This window comes from Pseudomonas sp. ADAK2 TE3594, assembly GCF_053628675.1.
The window spans coordinates 6476540-6492134 of the sequence record NZ_JBRJGV010000001.1; the positions used below are offsets into that span (position 1 = coordinate 6476540).

The following is a 15595-nucleotide window of genomic DNA, read 5'->3' on the forward strand; positions in this document are numbered from 1 at the left end:
GCGCAGCCGGTCAGGCAATGAAAAAATCATATAGCTGGCTAATGTTTCTATCCAATATATTGTTCGACCTGTTTGATAGGTTTTACGACCTAATGGAGTTTTCATGGAATTGCGTCACCTGCGCTACTTCATTGCTGTCGCCGAAGAACTGCATTTCGGTCGCGCGGCCCAGGTGCTGGGCATCTCGCAACCGCCGTTGAGCCAGCAGATTCAGGCGCTGGAGCAGGAGCTCGGGGCGCGTCTGTTCGAACGGACCAATCGTCGGGTCGAACTCAGTGAGGCGGGGCGGTTGTTCCTGGAAGAGGCGCGGTTGGTGCTGGCTCAGGTCGACAAAGCGGCGGATGTGGCACGGCGGGCACAACTCGGTGAACTGGGTGAGTTGAAGATCGGCTTCACTTCGTCGGCACCGTTCAACTCGACCATTCCCCAAGCGATTTTTTCGTTTCGCCAGCGCTTCCCGGCGGTGCACCTGAACCTGCGGGAAATGAGCAGCACTCAAGTGGCCGATGCACTGGTTGATGAGTCGATCGAAGTCGGGATCATGCGACCGCTGGGGTTACCGGACTCGCTCAGCGTAGTGGAACTGATGCGTGAGCCACTGGTGGCGGTGCTCAGCTCCAAGCATCCGCTGGTGAATGGCAGCGAAGAAGGTTTATTCCTCTCGGCGCTAGCCCTCGAACCATTCGTATTTTTCCCGCGTAGCTATGGTAGTGGTCTGTACGCCCAGTTGCTCAGCCTGGCGCGGGATGCCGGTTTCAGCCCGCACTTCGCGCAAGAGGCAGGCGAGGCAATGACCATCATCGGGCTGGTGGCGGCAGGTTTGGGGGTGTCGGTACTGCCTGCGTCGTATCAGCGGATGCGTATCGATGGCGTGGTCTACCGCCCGTTGCTGGATCCGGAAGCGGTGTCGGCAGTGTGGCTGGTGCAGCGCAAGGATCAGAAATCGCCGATGGCCAAGGCGTTTGTGGAGTTGTTGACGCGTAAGGTTGAAGGGATGTGATCAGCTTCTAAAAGATCGCAGCCTGCGGCAGCTCCTACGCCGATCGATGTAGGAGCTGTCGAGTGAAACGAGGCTGCGATCTTTTGATCCTGATGTTCAAGACACTGCGCCAGCCCCCAGGTATCAACGCAATCGGTAACGGCTGAGTGTGTCGCGGCTAGTCTGCGTCGGGCGTTACTGAACCTTCGCCAAATCCCCTTTCAACGCAACGCCCGCCATGAGCGCCCCTGCGTGGCACTCATAATTCTTGGCATCCTTGCGCTCATTGCTTTTGTAGAAGCTGACGATGTTGGTCACGGCGTTGGCGCCGGCGTTCTTCGCGGCCTGGTGCAGGCTGATGATTGCCGATTGCGCGACCCATTCGCAGGCCACTTCGTCAGACTTGTTGAAGGCGTTGGTTTTCTTGTTGGTCACGGCACCTGGGCTGACTACGGTGACGTTGCCAGCCGGTGTATTGCCTGCCAGGTAGAACTTCACGCTGCCATCGATTTTGCCGGCACGGGTTGCTTCGGCGACTGCTTTGTCAAAAGGCAGATACACCGCGGTGTCACGGGCCTGGCTGATGCTCGGCAACGCGCAGATCAGCAAGGTGGTGGCGGCAGCGAGTTTCTTGAAGTGCATGAAGGTCTCCTTGACCCTGAGTTATTCGATTACGACCAGCGGCGGAAAATCAACGAGGTGTTGACCCCACCAAAAGCGAAATTGTTGTTCATCACGTACTCATTGCTCATCTGCCGGAATTCACCGCGCAGGTAATCGAGCGTGCCGCACTTCGGATCGACCTCATCGAGGTTGAAAGTGTGCACGTACTGGTCGCGGTTCATCATTTCGATGCTGAACCAGGACTCCAGCGCACCGCAGGCTCCCAGGGTGTGGCCGAGGAAACTCTTCTGTGAACTGATTGGCATGTGTTCGCCGAACAACGCGCTGGTGGCCAGTGTTTCGGCAATGTCGCCCTGTTCTGTCGCGGTGCCATGACCGTTCACATAGCCGATGTCCGAAGGCTGCAGCCCGGCGTCTTCCAGGGCGAGCTCCATGGCCCGGCGCATGGTGAGCTGCTCTGGACGGGTGGCGTGCTGACCGTCGGCGTTGCTGCCGAAACCGACGATCTCTGCGTGGATGTGTGCGCCGCGTGCCAGGGCGTGTTCGAGCTCTTCGAGCACCAGCATGCCGCCGCCTTCACCGATCACCAGGCCATCGCGGCCGATGTCGTAAGGGCGAGGGCTGGTTTGCGGGGCATCGTTTTTCAGGCTGGTGGCGTAGAGCGCATCGAACACCATGGCTTCGGTCGGGCACAGCTCTTCGGCGCCGCCGGCGAGCATCAGCGGCAGGCGGCCGAACTTGATCGATTCGTAGGCGTAACCGATGCCTTGGCTACCGCTGGTGCAGGCACTGGAGGTTGGGATCAGCCGTCCGGTGAGGCCGAAGAAGATGCTGATATTCGCCGCGGTGGTGTGCGGCATCATCCGCACGTAGGAGTTGGCGTTCAGGCCTTCGGCCACCGAGTTGAGCAGCATATTGCCGAACGCCTTGATCTCGTCGGTGCTGCCGGTGGACGAGCCGCAGGAAACGCCCATGCGCCCGTCCTTGATCGATTCGTCACCCAACAGACCGGCGTCGGCCAACGCTTGCTCAGCAGCACCAACAGCGAGCCGCGAGACGCGGCCCATGCTGCGCAGTTGCTTGCGGGTCCAGTGGCTCGGCACTTTGAAGTCATCGATCGGCCCGGCCAGGCGTGTGTTGAGTTCGGTAAAACGATCCCACTCGTCCATGCGACGGATGCCGCTGCGATTGGCGGCGAAGTTGGCGGCGATGGTGTCCCAGTCGCTACCGAGTGAGGTGATGCCGGCCATGCCGGTGACGACGACGCGCTTCATCAGCACAGGCCTCCGTTGACGGCCAGAACCTGCCGGGTGATGTACGACGCTTCCGCTGACATCAGGAAATTCACCGCACTGGCTACCTCTTCAGGGGTGCCCATGCGTTGTGCGGGGATCATTTTCATCAGCTCTTCCACCGGCACATTTTCATCGAGCATCGCCGTGTCGATCAGGCCGGGTGCGACACAGTTAACAGTGATTTTGCGCTTGCCCAGTTCGATCGCCAACGCCTTGGCTGCGCCGATCAGACCGGCCTTGGACGCGCTGTAATTGACTTGCCCACGATTGCCGATCAACCCGGAAACCGAGGTGATGCAAACAATCCGCCCGGCGGCGCGACGACGGATCATCGGCATCATCACCGGGTGCAGCACGTTGTAGAAACCGTCGAGATTGGTGCGCATCACCAGATCCCAGTCCTCCTCGCTCAGGGCCGGGAAAGCACCGTCGCGGGTCAGGCCGGCGTTGAGCACCACGCCGTAATAGGCGCCATGGGTTTCGACGTCGGCTTCAAGAATAGCTTTGCAACTGGCGCGGTCGGACACGTCAAATTGCAGGATGCGCGCGTTGCGGCCTAGGGTCTCGACTTCGGCCTTGACGGCTTCGGCGTCCGCGAGACCGCTGCGGCAGTGCAGCACGATGTCATGCCCGGCCCGGGCCAGACGCAACGCAATGGCGCGGCCGATACCACGGCTGGAGCCGGTGACCAGTACGGATTCAGTCATCACTCGACTCCTTGGGGTTCATGAAGATATTGCGCGGCTTGAGGCGGGCGAAACACGTTCAGCCGGGCGGTGGCGTGGATGCCGGGGGCGGTGAGGTGGCATTCGAACACACCCATGCCGTTGTCGTCTTCCAGCGAGCGTATTCCATGGATGGTCAACTCGGTGCCGGCGGGGAAGTGTTCAACGTTGCATTCGAATTTACGGGTGCCGAGCAGGAAACCCAACTCCACCGCATTGCCTTTCTGGCGCGCATGGCAGCCGGCGTACGCGGCGACGCTCTGGGCCATCAGCTCGATGCCGACCCAGGCAGGCAGGCTGCCGTCGGGGCGATTGAACAGGCCGCCGGGTTTGACGGTGAGTCGGGTGTGAATCTGTTCGTCATCGAACGACAGGATCTGCTCGATGAGGATCATGTCGCCGGCATGCGGCAGCAGTTCGGCGAGCGGCCAGGCAATCATGGGGCGTCTCCGATAATCAGGCTGACGTTATTGCCACCGAAGGCAAAGGAATTGCTCATCAGGTAGCGAGGTGCAATGGACGTCAGGTGGTCGGTCGGGGTCACCCAATGCAGGGCCGGCAGTTCAGGATCGGGCTGGCCGTCCCAGATGTGGGGCGGCAGGGCGTGCTCGTGATTGTAAGCGCGGCTGTCCGCGCTCAGGCTCAACCAGCAGAACGCAGCTTCCAAAGCACCGGCAGCGCCGAGGGTATGGCCGGTCATCGGTTTGGTCGACGAGCAGGGCACGCCTTGCGGGAATAGCGTCGTCACGGCCAGGCTTTCCATGGCGTCGTTGTGTTGGGTGGCGGTGCCGTGCAGGTTCAGATAGCCGATCTGCTGCGGTTGCAGGCCTGCGCGACTCAAGGCTTTGCGCATCGCTTGCAGGGCGCCACGGCCGGTCGGTTCCGGCGCGGAAATATGGTGTGCATCGGAGCTGGCGCCACTGCCCAACAGGGCAATCGCTTGGCCGTTGCCGGCGTTTTTGCTCATCAGAAACAACACCGCCGCTTCGCCGATATTGATGCCGTTGCGGTTGGCTGAAAACGGATTGCAGCGCTGTTCGGACACCGCTTCCAGGGCCGAGAAACCGTTGAGGGTCAGCTTGCACAAACTGTCGACACCGCCGCACAACACGGCGTCGCACATGCCCAGGTCGAGCAGTCGTTGAGCACTCATCAGCGCGCGGGCGCTGGAGGTGCAGGCGGTGGAAATCACATAGGCCGGGCCGCTCAATTGCAGCCAGTCGGCGAGAAACGTCGCCGGTGCGCCGAGTTCCTGTTGCTGATAGTCATAGTCGGCAGGGAACTGATGCTCTCGGATGTAATGGGCCAGACCGCTGCTGGCCTCGTCGATGCCCGAGGTGCTGGTGCCCAGGATGACGCCGATACGGTCGCGGCCGTAGGTCTGGATCGTCTGCTCGATGTCTTCGCGAATTTGCAGCGCGGCCTCCAGCAGCAATTGATTGTTGCGACTGCTTTGATGCGCCAGCTCAGCCGGAATCGGCGCCAGCTCACCGCGCACCGCCGCGACCGGCAGCGTGCGTTCCGCCACCCAGCCCGCCTCGCTGCGCATGCCCGAGCAATCGCCGGCAAACAGGTTGCGGGCGACTTCCTGCTTGTCGCGGCCCAGGGCGCAGATCACCCCGAGGGCGTTCAGATAGGCCGTCATGGCGTGTGCTCGCCTAACGGAGTGACGCGATAGTGCGGGCCTTGGGACACGTTCAATTCAAAGCTCAGTGGTTGTGAATAGCGGATGTTCCAGCGTGGTGACAAGGACCGTTGCCCGCCATCCTGCCGGGCGGCGGGATAGTTGCCATGCAACTCGCCCGCAGGGGTCAACGCAAACAATAAGGCGGCGAACAGCTCCCGGGCTTCCGGATTGGGCGGCAGCAGGCCGTCGGCCTGCCATTGGCCATCGATCAGTTTCTGCCGTGCCACGGGAATCCCCAAAGGGTCCATCATCGACCAGCGAATGCCCGGGCCTTCACGCTGGATCACCAGCAGCCAGTCCTGACGCTGTTCGGCCATCTGACGTTCGATGTGCAGTTGCAGCGGCAACGCCAGGTTCGGGGTTCGCTCGGGCAACGGTGCCTGGCTGGCGCAGGCGCTCAGCAACAGGACGCAACCCAGAAGCAGGAAACGGATCAGCACCGCAGGCCCTGTGGGAGCGAGCCTGCTCGCGAATGCGTCGGCACATCCAACACTTTTGTTGACTGACACACCGCTTTCGCGAGCAGGCTCGCTCCCACAGGTTTGAGTTGCGCTAGACATCAATCAGCACCTTCAACGGGCTTGCGCGCGACTACCTTGACCAGGGTTTCTTCCCGTTGGCCAAAGGGTTTTGGCTGGCGCAAGCCGAAGCGTTCGAACAGGCCGAAATCCTTGGCGCGACTCCACCACAAGTAAGGGTAAGACACGTTCTGCGGGCCGAATTCAAAACCCTGTCGACGAATCATGTCCAGATAGCCGGCAGCGCTCTTTTGCACATGCATCGGGTGGCGGAACAGCCAGCGAATCACCCACGTATCAATGTAAGCCTCGGTGGACTCGGCGAACAGCAAATAGCCGCCCGGCTTGAGCACTCGATAAAACTCGGCCAAGGCCTGTTCCTGCTCGACAAGGTGATGGAAGGTCTGGTGACAGAACAGCAGATCGACACTGGCGTCCGGCACTTTGATGCTGGCGCAGTCGCTGCCGAGCAGCTCTACATCCATGCCCTGGCGGGCCGCTTCCGCACCGCTCAGATTCAGGCTGTGAGGGTCGGCATCCAGCCCGATCAGGCGCAAAGGCGCGAAGGTCTGGCGCAGGTACTGGAACGACTTGCCCTGGCCGCAACCGGCATCCAGCAATACCGGGTTGGCGGGCAATGGCGCGCTGAACAGGTTGCGCAAATCATTGATCGCCACGCGCAATACATGGTGCTGCCAGGTGTGGCTGCGCAGGAACCAGAAACCGAAACGGGTTTCTTCGACGTAGTTGTCGCTCAAGTAACTCATGTCGGATCCTGTGCGCAAAGGTCCGAGATCATCCGCAGTCGACGTTTGGGTTCGCTGACGAACGGGTTGCGTTCATCCCAGGCGTAACCGGCGAGGATCGAGCTGATCATGCGGCGGATATCCGCTGTGCCGCCCTGATAGAAAATCACATCCTGAAAGGTCCCCGCGTACCAGCCTTCGACGTAGCAACGGAAGGTGTCGACGCCGCGCTTGAGCGGTTCGGCGAATTCGGTCTGCCAGTTGACGCTTTCACCTTGCAGTTGGCGGTGCAGCACCCCGGCGGCCATGCTCGCCGAACGCATGGCGATGGTCACGCCGGAAGAGAACACCGGGTCGAGAAATTCCGCCGCATTGCCCAGCAGGGCGAAACCTGGGCCATGCAGGGTTTTGACGTTGGCCGAATAACCGCCGATGGTCCGCGCGGGCGTGTCCCACACGGCATTGTTCAGCACAGCGGCCAGGCTTGGGGTTTCGGCGATGAAGCCGCGCAGGCAGTCGTCCAGATTCTCGGTGCGGCCTTCGAAGTGTTCGGCGGCAGCCACCACGCCCACCGAGCAACGGCCGTTGCTGAACGGGATAGTCCAGAACCAGATATCACGCTGGGTCGGATGGGTGGTGATGAGGATTTTCTCCCGGTCGAAAGCCGGGCTGTCGATGCAATCTTCGACGTGGGTGAACACGGCCTGGCGCACCGGGAAGTTCGACGGTGCTTCAAGGTCGAGCAAGCGCGGCAGCACGCGACCGTAGCCGCTGGCATCAAGCACGAAGTCGGCTTCGACGCGGTACTGGCTACCGTCTTCGCGAAGTACGTCGAGCTGCGGTTTAGGCAGGCTGAAATCGGCGCTGACGATGGCTTCGCCGTAACGGACTTCGACACCTTGCAGCTCAGCCTGATCGGCCAGCAGCTTGTCGAAATCGGCGCGCTGGACCTGGAACGTCGTCGGCTTGCCGTTGCTGAACGTATCGCCGAAATCGAAGGCGCTGTACTGATCGCCCCAAGCGAACGCCGCGCCGTTTTTGCGCTGGAAACCTGCAGCATTTACCGCCTCGAGCATGCCGGCTTCTTCGACGAAATCCAGGCAGTGGGACAGCAGGCTTTCACCGATGGAAAACCGTGGGAAATGCTGGCGCTCGATCATCAACACATCATGACCTTTACGCTTGAGCAGCGCGGCGGCGATGGCGCCCGAGGGGCCAGCGCCGATCACCAGTACCTGACGACGTTCCATTTCAACTGTTGGCACGGGTGCTCCTTGCCGGGGCGGCGATGTTCAAAGGGATTCGGTGCATGCCGGCGAGTGCCGGCAGCAGGGTTGCGATCAGGCCCATCAACATCAGCGCGAAGTACAGGGCCGGGCTGATGAGCTGTTGTTGCAGCAGCAGGTTGAGAAAGACGATCTCGCTCAAGCCGCGAATATTCAGTAAAAGGCTTTCCCGCCAGCGGCTGGCACCTTCAAACGAGGCGCCAGCCCAGCCGAGGCCCAGCCAGTTGCCCAACAGTTTGCTGGCGATTGGCAACAGCAGGAGCGCAGTCAGTTGCATCCCGCCGAGACTGTCGATGGCGCTGTGCACGTTGATCTGCACGATGCCGAACGTGAGGATCAGCGGGATGGCGATCCAGGTCTGCAAACGGCTCATCCACGCCCCCGATAACGGCAGCACCAATGGCACCTTGAGCGCGGCCATGCACAGCAGATAGCCGATGCCGAAAATCAGCGCATTGAGTTTGAAGTGTTCGGCGACCACCAGCAGCGCGAAGAAGCAGCCGCTGTGCAGCAACGGTTGGCGCAACCTGAGCAGTCGCAGCAACAACGGCAGACAGGCGCCGGCCAGCGGCAGCAAGAGGCTGCTCAGGTGCAGGCTGCCCTGGGCGAACGCGAACAGGGTCCAGCAGGTCAGGTCGATCAGGATCGCGGTCTGCACCAGGCGTCGGGTGGCAGCGGGCGGGTAGTTGATGTGTCGCAGGTACAGATACAACACCGGAATCGCGGTGATGGCGAACAGCAGACCGACTGCCAGCGAGCTGATCCACGGCTGCGGCGGCAACAGCCAGACTGCTGTCGCCAGCCCGCAGGCAAACGGGATGCAGAAACTCGGCAGGGCGATTTTCAAGCTCTGGCGTTCCAGCCGCAGGTCGATCACGTCGCTGAGGATGTGCCCCAGCAGCAAGGCAAAGCTCAGGCTGTAGAGGTTCTTCAGCCAGCCCGGCGAGATCAGGTTGGCACCGCTCAGGTGCCAGCCCGGTTCGATCCAGAAGTACATCAGCAACGGCAGGCCGAAGGTCGCCAGCAGCAACTGGCTGACGATTGGAATCAGACCGAAATGACGACCGACACGGGTGGCCACGGCGAACAACACCAGGGCCATCACCCAGAACACCGCGACCATCATGCTGCCGGCTCCGTAATTGGGGCGGCGTGGATTTGGCGTCCGGCCCACGGTGCCAGGATGAAACTGAATGCCAGGCCGAGGCTCACCGACAGGCCGAAGTTGCTCACCGCTGGCGTGCTGGACACCGCCAACAGGCCGAACGACAGCCAGGTGGTCACCGCCGCCAGCAAGGTGCCCAGCAGACTCGCCGCGGCGCCGCCGATTTGTTCGCGCATGAGGATCGCGTAATCGACGCTGATGGCTGTCACCAGCAGCAGGCCGAACAGGCTGAACAGCGTCAGCGGCTGACCGAGCCAACCGAGACTTGCCAGACTGCATAGGGCCGCCAGCAGCGGCAAAGAGACAATACGCAACGCGCCACCGAAACCGAATGGCAGGATCAGTACCAGCACGATCAGCACGCAGGAAGCGAGTTTCAATTCAGCGGCGCTGATTTGAGTGGCGGCGAAAACCTGGTTCAGTTCGCCGAGGCGGTCCACCAGTTCTACACCCGGCAAGTCCAGAGCCTGGACCCGCAACAGCGTGGGATTGTTCAAGCCTTGCAGGCTGACCATCGCGGCCACGCCGTCATCGGTCGGCCCCAGCCACAGGGTGCGGTAGGGCTCGGCCAATGGGCCGACCAGCGCTGTGTCGATGTCTTCGGTGGGCAGCGCCTGCAACGTTGCCAACTCGGCCTGCAACGCGGCGGCCGGTACGCCGAGGTCGAGCAACGGTTGCCAGAACTGTGGCAGCTTGCTCAGTGCTTCACGCACTTTGCGTTGTTCGCTCGGTTGGCTGACCAGTTGATTGAGCGACAGGTAGCCCTGGAGTTTTTCCAGGTTGACCAACTGATCCAGACGCTCGCTCAGTGCCGTCTGGCGTTCGAGCAATTCTTGCTGATTGGCCGCGCGCACCAGGAAGAACTGGCTGGTGGGTTGATAGCCGGTGATGCGTGCGATGGTCTGGGCTTCGTCAGTCAGTTGCTGCGGTGCGCCGACCCATTGGCGAATATCGTTTTTGCTCTGCAGCTGCAACAGACCGCCGACACAAAAGGCGATCAGCAGTGCCAGCAGTACCGGCGAGCGTACGTATTTGAGCAACGTTTCACGCAGCTCCAGCAATTTCTCGGCGATGCGCATCGGCCACTGCGCCGGGCGCAGAACCACGCCCTTGAGCAGCGCCGGCAGCAGGCACACTGCCGACAGATAGGCGCCAAGCAGGCCGGCGGCGGAGAACACGGCAATTTGGGTCAGGGCCGGGAACGGCGTCCAGGCCAGGGCCAGGTAGCCGATGCAACTGGTGATCAGGCTCAGCGTCAGCCCCGGCAGGGTCAGACGTAACGCCGGCCAGCTGTGCCAGGGTTTCAGGCTCCAGCTTTTGGACAGGTAATGCAGTGGGTAATCCACCGCCACGCCGATCAGGCTTGAGCCCAACACCAGCGTCATCACATGCATGTGGCCGAACAGCGCCACGCAGGCCACCGCACCGAACAACATGCCCACCAGCACCGGGACGAACGCCAGCAACACCCGCCAACGCCGGAAGGCCAGCAACAGCAGCAACAGAATACCGACCGTGGCGCCGCCACCGACCCAAGTCATTTCGCGCGCGGCTTGCCGTTGACCGCTGGCGGCATACAGCAGGCCGCTGGCGGCGAGGAGTTGCACATCCGACCGGGCGGCTTCTTCGCGACTGTGTTGCAGCAGGTCAGCCACTTGCAGCGGCAGGTTCATGTCGAATGCGTTGCCGACGGTTCGCGCCCGCAGCATCACCCAACTCTTGCCGTCGGCATCGGCAACCAGCGCACCGCTGCCGATGTCCAGTTGTACCGAGCCGTGTTGCGGCTGGCTGTTCTGGATGCGCCCGGTCAGGCCGAGCCAGTCGTCCTGGCTCGGTACCAGGCTGAAGCCGGTGAACGGGTCGAACAGGGCTTGTACCCGTTGCTGGATAAAGGTGTCGGGGTGCTCGATGAGTTGCTGCCGGTCGGCCACGGACAACATCGCCAGGCGGCCTTGCAGCAATTGTGCGCGTAGTGCCGGCAAGTCGGCCTGCAGGTTCCACTGGACCTTTTCGAACACGCCGCTGGCCTGCCACTGCTCGCCGAGTTTTTGTGCCATGGCGATGGCTTGCTGGCGGTCTTTATGGCCGACCAGCACCAGCATCTCCCGGTTCAGCGGTTCTTGCATACGCTGTTCGGCGCGCAGTTCCAGCGCGTCCGGCGCCGTGCCTGGCACCAGTTCCATCAGATTGGCCGACAGCGGTGCACCGTCACGCCATTGCCAGCCGGCGAGCGCGAGCACCGCCAGCAGCAGGATCAGAAACAGCCGCGGCAGCATCCGTTCACTCGGCAAAGTCATGTTGCTCCGCATCGCTCAAAGGTTGTGCGCTGGTGCTGTCCTGCATGCGCAACAGGGTTCGGTCACCCTGGGTTTCGAGCAGCTCGATGCTGTGCACCAGTTCGCCGCCGTCAATGTTGATCTGATTGAACACCTGCTTGAGCAGCATCGAACGCGGGGTCAGGGTCAGTTTCCAGTTCTGGGCATCGCCGCTCAGCGCAAGCTCGAAATCCCGTTGCAAACCGCTGCTGTCGCCTTGCAGCACCGCGAGGAACAAACGGTTCTGCTCGGCGCCGGCACTCTTGTTCGGCAGCATTTGCCAACCGTTGGCATCACGCCGGGCAATGCCCTTGGCGCTGATGCGGTAGTCCTGTTGCAGCGGGGTTTTCAGCAGCCAGAGCAGGCCGTGATTCTTCGCCAGAACGAAGGTGCCCTTGCTGGTCAGCGGCTGGGGCAGGGCGCGCAGGTGTTTTTCCTGGATGAAGCTGCCGTGGATCACATCGGGTTTGGCCAGTTGATCGCTGAGCTGTTGCAGATCGAAGGCCTGCGCCAATGATGAGAGCCCGAGCAACGCTAAAGCGCCAAGGCATTTGAGGAGCGAGTTCATGGCAGCATCCTTTCAACCGCATCGGTGAAAACCTTCGGTGAAGCCAACTGCATTTCGCGGCTGCTCATGTCGACGGCGACTTGCACGGAACAGGCGCGGGTCAGACGTTCGCCGGTGGCCAGATCGCTGATCAGATAACTGATCTTCAGGCGGTTTTCCCACTCCACCAGGCTGGCGCGCACATTCAGTTTCTGGCCGAACACCGCGCCGCGCACATAACGCAGCTGCAAGTCGATCACCGGCCACGCGTAACCCGACGCCACCATGGCGTCGTAGTTGTGGCCGATCTTGTCCAGCAGCGCACAGCGGGCGACTTCCAGGTATTTGACGTAATGGCCGTGCCAGACCACGTTCATGGTGTCGACGTCAAAGAACGGTACGAGGATTTCCGTGTCGGTGTGAAGCACTCCCTTGCTACGCATGCAGCCTCCAGTGTTGTTCAGCGATGCGTTGCAGGCACAGGCGCAATTCGCCTTCAAGGGCACGGTCTTCGATGACCGGCGGGAAGTCCTTGGCCAATTCTTCGTGCATCGCAGCCAAGGCCGGTGGCAGTGGGCGCGCGTCTTCAGCCTGGCCGCGCAGCCAGACGCCTTGGTTGGCGGCCAGCAGCGTGGCGGCGGCGACCTGTTCGGTCAGCTCCAGCACACGGATGGCGTCGCGGGCGGCGATAGTGCCCATGCTGACTTTGTCCTGATTGTGGCACTCGGTGGAACGCGAGAAGACGCTGGCCGGCATGGTGTTTTTCAGGGCTTCGGCGGTCCAGGCGCTGGTGCCGATCTGCACCGCCTTGAAGCCGTGATTGAGCATCGCGCGGTCGGCGCTGGCGCCAGACAGATTGCTCGGCAAACCATGGTTGTAACGCTCGTCCACCAGCAGCGCGAGCTGACGGTCGAGCAAGTCGGCGACGTTGGCCACCAGGGTTTTCAGACTGTCCATGGCGAACGCGATATGACCGCCGTAGAAGTGCCCGCCGTGCAGCACGCGTTCGGCTTCGGCGTCGATAATCGGGTTGTCATTGGCGCTGTTCAGTTCGATCTCGATGAACGAGCGCAGCCAGTTCAGGCTGTCGGCCAGCACGCCGAGCACGTGCGGCGCACAACGCAGGGAATAGCGGTCTTGCAGGCGATGCAGCGGCGCGGTCGGCGCATCGATCGCCAGATCCTTGCGCAGCCACGCGGCAACTTGCATCTGCCCTGGATGGGGTTTGGCGGCGAACAGACGCTCGTCGAAGTGCTCCGGGTTGCCTTGCAGGGCGACCACGTTCAGCGCGGTGATGCGCGTAGCCAGTTGCAGCAGGTAATCAGCGCGCGCATAAGCCAGGCAGGCGAGGCCGGTCATCACGGCGGTACCGTTCATCAACGCCAGCGCTTCTTTGGGGCGCAATACCAGCGGTTCCCAGCCCAGTTCGCTGTGCACATCGGCGGCTTGTCGACGCTCACCACGGAACATCACTTCGCGTTCGCCGGACAAGGTCGCGGCGACGTAGGACAGCGGCGTCAGATCACCGCTGGCGCCCACCGAACCTTCTTCCGGAATCAGCGGCAGAATGTCGTATTCGAGGAACGCTTGCAGGCGCTCCAGCAGCTCCACGCGCACCCCGGAAACGCCTTGGCACAGCGACTGCAAACGCGCTGCCAGCACCGCCCGAGTGGCTTGGGCGTCGAGCAGTTTGCCCAGGCCGCAACCGTGGAAGGTATACAAATGACGGGGCAGGGCTTCGACGTGGTGCAGCGGCACCGCCACCACACAGGAATCGCCATAACCGGTGGTCACGCCATAGATCACGCCTTCCTTGTCCAGCAGGGAGTCAAGAAACTGCGGGCCCTTGGCGATGCGCTGGCGAAACTCAGCGTCGCCCTGCAACTGCGTCGGCACCTGACGGTTGGCCAGGGCCAGCACGTCTTCGATGCGCAAAGGGAGTTCGCCGAAGGTTACCGGCTCAAGCGTTGGCGTCGTCATCGGTCTTCCAGAAAGGGTAAAAGTTGAACCATTGTTGGGGCGCTTCGAGGCAATAGTGACCCAGACGTTCGGCGTAGCGGGAGGCCCACTGATGAATGACCTGTTCGCGGTCGCTGCGTTTCCACACGATGGCGTCGGCGAACGGTTCGAGGGTCAGTCGATAGTCGCCAGTGGGTTTCTTCAGGCACAGCATCAGGTTGATCGGGCATTTCAGCAGGCCGGCCAGCAACCATGGGCCCTGAGGGAACGCGGCTTGATGGCCGAGGAAATCCACGCTCACGCTGCGCCCGCCATGCAGCGGCACGCGGTCGCCAGCAATCGCCAGCCATTCGCCGCGCTCCAGGCGTTCATGCAGTTGCAGCATGATCACCGGGTCCAGCTCGCTGACCTGAATCAGCCGCAGGTTGGTCGCCCCGGCTTCGCCCAGCAGACGGTTGAATTGTTCGGCGTGCTTGGTATGCACCAGCACGTTCATGGTGACTTTTTCGCCGATCTCGGCCAGCGCCCGGCAAACCTCGAGATTGCCCAGGTGCGCACCCACCAGCATTTGCCCGCGTGTGCCGCGCAGTTTATTGCGCAGCAGCGCCGGGTCGATGATTTCGATTTGATCGATGCTCAGCTTGCCATTCCACACATCGAGTTTGTCGAGCATGGAGTCGGCAAAGGCCATGAACTGGCCGAACACCCGCCAATGGGTCGGACGCAATTCGCCACGACCGCTCCAGTCAGCGAGCCGCTGCTGGTATTGCCAGGCGCTTTTGCGGGCGCTGCGCCCGAACAGGAAAAAGTACAGCACGATGCCGTACAGCAGCGGGCTCAGCAGTCGGCGACCCAAGACTTTTGCGCAAAGCGCAGTGAACTTCATCAGCCAGAAACTGCCGCGCTCCTGGCGGTCGGCCCAGTGCTGTTTGTCTGCGTTGTCGCTCATGCTCGCCACCGTCGCCAGAGGATCACCGGTGTGCGCAGCAACATGCCGAAGAACAGCCGGGTGTGCATGCTCGTAATCAGCACATTGTCGTGGAACAGGCGAAAATGCGAGACGCCATCCGAAGGGTAATGGACCCTGGTTTTCAGCCACTGCATCGGCTGATTACGCCAGGCCAGGCGCACCAGGATGTCGGAGTCGAAGTCCATGCGTTTACCAATCCTGGCCGAGTCGATCAGTGCCAGGGTCGGTGGCAATGGGTAGACGCGGAAGCCGCACATGGAGTCGCGAATCTGCAACGACAGGGTGTTGATCCAGACCATGACGTGCGTCAGGTAGCGGGCGTACAAACGACCTTTCGGCACACTGGCGTCGTATTGCGGATAACCGCAGATGACCGCCTCGGGATGGGCACGCGAATGCTCGATGAAGACCTTGACGTCTTGCAGGTCGTGCTGGCCGTCGGCGTCCACCTGCAAGGCATGGCTGAAGCCCAGGCGCGAGGCTTCGCGCAAACCGGTCATCACCGCGCCGCCCTTGCCTTGATTGATGGTGAGCCTGATCAGGTAAACCCGGTCACGCTGGGCCAGTCGGTCAAGCACCTTGGCGCAGGCCGGGCTGCTGGCATCGTCCACCAGAATGCATGGCAAGCCACTGGCAAGCAGCGCATCGACCACGGCAGTGATTGCGGTTTCGTGGTTGTAGACCGGGATGATTGCGCAGGGGTTATGCATGTTGGCGTACACCTGAAGGATCGAGGTGCCTGCATCGCGAGCAGGCTCGCTCCCACATTGGATGTGTGT

At 61.8% G+C, this 15595-nt stretch carries 16 protein-coding genes; 1 reads left to right on the forward strand and 15 read right to left on the reverse strand.

The genetic code is table 11. The annotated features are described in order from the left end of the window. Nucleotides 1-103 precede the first annotated feature (103 nt). Nucleotides 104-1000, forward strand: coding sequence for a LysR substrate-binding domain-containing protein (locus AB7M22_RS29150; protein ID WP_454188563.1), 897 nt, complete (start codon nucleotides 104-106; stop codon nucleotides 998-1000). A gap of 174 nt (nucleotides 1001-1174) precedes the next feature. Here AB7M22_RS29150 and AB7M22_RS29155 read toward each other — a convergent pair whose 3' ends face one another. The 15 genes from AB7M22_RS29155 to AB7M22_RS29225 all read right to left on the reverse strand — a co-directional run bounded on the left by AB7M22_RS29155 (nucleotide 1175) and on the right by AB7M22_RS29225 (nucleotide 15526). Beyond that, a complete protein-coding gene (locus AB7M22_RS29155) occupies nucleotides 1175-1621 on the reverse strand; it encodes an excinuclease (protein WP_454188564.1) in 447 nt (148 codons plus the stop codon). A gap of 29 nt (nucleotides 1622-1650) precedes the next feature. Then, on the reverse strand, nucleotides 1651-2877 hold the full coding sequence (locus tag AB7M22_RS29160) for a beta-ketoacyl-ACP synthase (protein ID WP_454188565.1): 1227 nt from the start codon (nucleotides 2875-2877) through the stop codon (nucleotides 1651-1653). After that, nucleotides 2877-3605, reverse strand: coding sequence for a 3-oxoacyl-ACP reductase FabG (gene fabG, locus AB7M22_RS29165; RefSeq protein ID WP_008009167.1), 729 nt, complete (start codon nucleotides 3603-3605; stop codon nucleotides 2877-2879). Before fabG ends, AB7M22_RS29160 begins: the two co-directional genes overlap by 1 nt. After that, the gene (locus AB7M22_RS29170) at nucleotides 3605-4063 is read right to left on the reverse strand and encodes a hotdog family protein (protein WP_008009164.1); all 459 of its coding nucleotides are present in this window, start codon (nucleotides 4061-4063) and stop codon (nucleotides 3605-3607) included. The genes fabG and AB7M22_RS29170 overlap by 1 nt, the downstream gene beginning before the upstream one ends. Beyond that, nucleotides 4060-5268: a beta-ketoacyl-[acyl-carrier-protein] synthase family protein gene (locus AB7M22_RS29175; RefSeq protein ID WP_454188566.1), complete on the reverse strand. Its 1209-nt coding sequence runs from the start codon at nucleotides 5266-5268 to the stop codon at nucleotides 4060-4062. Before AB7M22_RS29175 ends, AB7M22_RS29170 begins: the two co-directional genes overlap by 4 nt. Then, nucleotides 5265-5747, reverse strand: coding sequence for a hypothetical protein (locus tag AB7M22_RS29180; RefSeq protein ID WP_454188876.1), 483 nt, complete (start codon nucleotides 5745-5747; stop codon nucleotides 5265-5267). Before AB7M22_RS29180 ends, AB7M22_RS29175 begins: the two co-directional genes overlap by 4 nt. Before the next feature lie 122 nt (nucleotides 5748-5869). After that, nucleotides 5870-6595: a class I SAM-dependent methyltransferase gene (locus tag AB7M22_RS29185; protein ID WP_454188567.1), complete on the reverse strand. Its 726-nt coding sequence runs from the start codon at nucleotides 6593-6595 to the stop codon at nucleotides 5870-5872. Next, entirely contained in the window at nucleotides 6592-7839 is a 1248-nt protein-coding gene (locus tag AB7M22_RS29190) for an NAD(P)/FAD-dependent oxidoreductase (RefSeq protein WP_008009158.1), read from the reverse strand. Before AB7M22_RS29190 ends, AB7M22_RS29185 begins: the two co-directional genes overlap by 4 nt. Beyond that, the gene (locus AB7M22_RS29195; RefSeq protein ID WP_454188568.1) at nucleotides 7826-8986 is read right to left on the reverse strand and encodes a sodium:proton antiporter; all 1161 of its coding nucleotides are present in this window, start codon (nucleotides 8984-8986) and stop codon (nucleotides 7826-7828) included. The genes AB7M22_RS29190 and AB7M22_RS29195 overlap by 14 nt, the downstream gene beginning before the upstream one ends. After that, nucleotides 8983-11322: an MMPL family transporter gene (locus AB7M22_RS29200; protein ID WP_454188569.1), complete on the reverse strand. Its 2340-nt coding sequence runs from the start codon at nucleotides 11320-11322 to the stop codon at nucleotides 8983-8985. The genes AB7M22_RS29195 and AB7M22_RS29200 overlap by 4 nt, the downstream gene beginning before the upstream one ends. Continuing rightward, nucleotides 11306-11908 (reverse strand): outer membrane lipoprotein carrier protein LolA, encoded by a 603-nt coding sequence (locus AB7M22_RS29205; RefSeq protein ID WP_454188570.1) that lies wholly within the window; start codon nucleotides 11906-11908, stop codon nucleotides 11306-11308. Before AB7M22_RS29205 ends, AB7M22_RS29200 begins: the two co-directional genes overlap by 17 nt. Then, nucleotides 11905-12330 carry an acyl-CoA thioesterase gene (locus tag AB7M22_RS29210; protein WP_038978628.1) on the reverse strand — a complete coding sequence of 142 codons (426 nt, stop codon included), beginning with the start codon at nucleotides 12328-12330 and terminating at the stop codon, nucleotides 11905-11907. Before AB7M22_RS29210 ends, AB7M22_RS29205 begins: the two co-directional genes overlap by 4 nt. Further along, a complete protein-coding gene (locus AB7M22_RS29215) occupies nucleotides 12323-13867 on the reverse strand; it encodes an HAL/PAL/TAL family ammonia-lyase (protein WP_454188571.1) in 1545 nt (514 codons plus the stop codon). Before AB7M22_RS29215 ends, AB7M22_RS29210 begins: the two co-directional genes overlap by 8 nt. Then, nucleotides 13848-14795, reverse strand: coding sequence for an LpxL/LpxP family acyltransferase (locus tag AB7M22_RS29220; protein ID WP_454188572.1), 948 nt, complete (start codon nucleotides 14793-14795; stop codon nucleotides 13848-13850). Before AB7M22_RS29220 ends, AB7M22_RS29215 begins: the two co-directional genes overlap by 20 nt. Then, nucleotides 14792-15526 carry a glycosyltransferase family 2 protein gene (locus tag AB7M22_RS29225; protein WP_454188573.1) on the reverse strand — a complete coding sequence of 245 codons (735 nt, stop codon included), beginning with the start codon at nucleotides 15524-15526 and terminating at the stop codon, nucleotides 14792-14794. Before AB7M22_RS29225 ends, AB7M22_RS29220 begins: the two co-directional genes overlap by 4 nt. Nucleotides 15527-15595 lie beyond the last annotated feature (69 nt).

What these genes read in the sequence shown, in the direction of transcription:
- AB7M22_RS29175 (WP_454188566.1), bottom strand. Translation starts at nt 5,268, where the DNA reads ATGACGGCCTATCTGAACGCCCTCGGGGTGATCTGCGCCCTGGGCCGC.
- AB7M22_RS29215 (WP_454188571.1), bottom strand. Translation starts at nt 13,867, where the DNA reads ATGACGACGCCAACGCTTGAGCCGGTAACCTTCGGCGAACTCCCTTTG.
- AB7M22_RS29185 (WP_454188567.1), bottom strand. Translation starts at nt 6,595, where the DNA reads ATGAGTTACTTGAGCGACAACTACGTCGAAGAAACCCGTTTCGGTTTC.
- AB7M22_RS29225 (WP_454188573.1), bottom strand. Translation starts at nt 15,526, where the DNA reads ATGCATAACCCCTGCGCAATCATCCCGGTCTACAACCACGAAACCGCA.
- fabG (WP_008009167.1), bottom strand. Translation starts at nt 3,605, where the DNA reads ATGACTGAATCCGTACTGGTCACCGGCTCCAGCCGTGGTATCGGCCGC.
- AB7M22_RS29200 (WP_454188569.1), bottom strand. Translation starts at nt 11,322, where the DNA reads ATGACTTTGCCGAGTGAACGGATGCTGCCGCGGCTGTTTCTGATCCTG.
- AB7M22_RS29210 (WP_038978628.1), bottom strand. Translation starts at nt 12,330, where the DNA reads ATGCGTAGCAAGGGAGTGCTTCACACCGACACGGAAATCCTCGTACCG.
- AB7M22_RS29155 (WP_454188564.1), bottom strand. Translation starts at nt 1,621, where the DNA reads ATGCACTTCAAGAAACTCGCTGCCGCCACCACCTTGCTGATCTGCGCG.
- AB7M22_RS29205 (WP_454188570.1), bottom strand. Translation starts at nt 11,908, where the DNA reads ATGAACTCGCTCCTCAAATGCCTTGGCGCTTTAGCGTTGCTCGGGCTC.
- AB7M22_RS29220 (WP_454188572.1), bottom strand. Translation starts at nt 14,795, where the DNA reads ATGAGCGACAACGCAGACAAACAGCACTGGGCCGACCGCCAGGAGCGC.
- AB7M22_RS29160 (WP_454188565.1), bottom strand. Translation starts at nt 2,877, where the DNA reads ATGAAGCGCGTCGTCGTCACCGGCATGGCCGGCATCACCTCACTCGGT.
- AB7M22_RS29150 (WP_454188563.1), top strand. Translation starts at nt 104, where the DNA reads ATGGAATTGCGTCACCTGCGCTACTTCATTGCTGTCGCCGAAGAACTG.
- AB7M22_RS29195 (WP_454188568.1), bottom strand. Translation starts at nt 8,986, where the DNA reads ATGATGGTCGCGGTGTTCTGGGTGATGGCCCTGGTGTTGTTCGCCGTG.
- AB7M22_RS29170 (WP_008009164.1), bottom strand. Translation starts at nt 4,063, where the DNA reads ATGATTGCCTGGCCGCTCGCCGAACTGCTGCCGCATGCCGGCGACATG.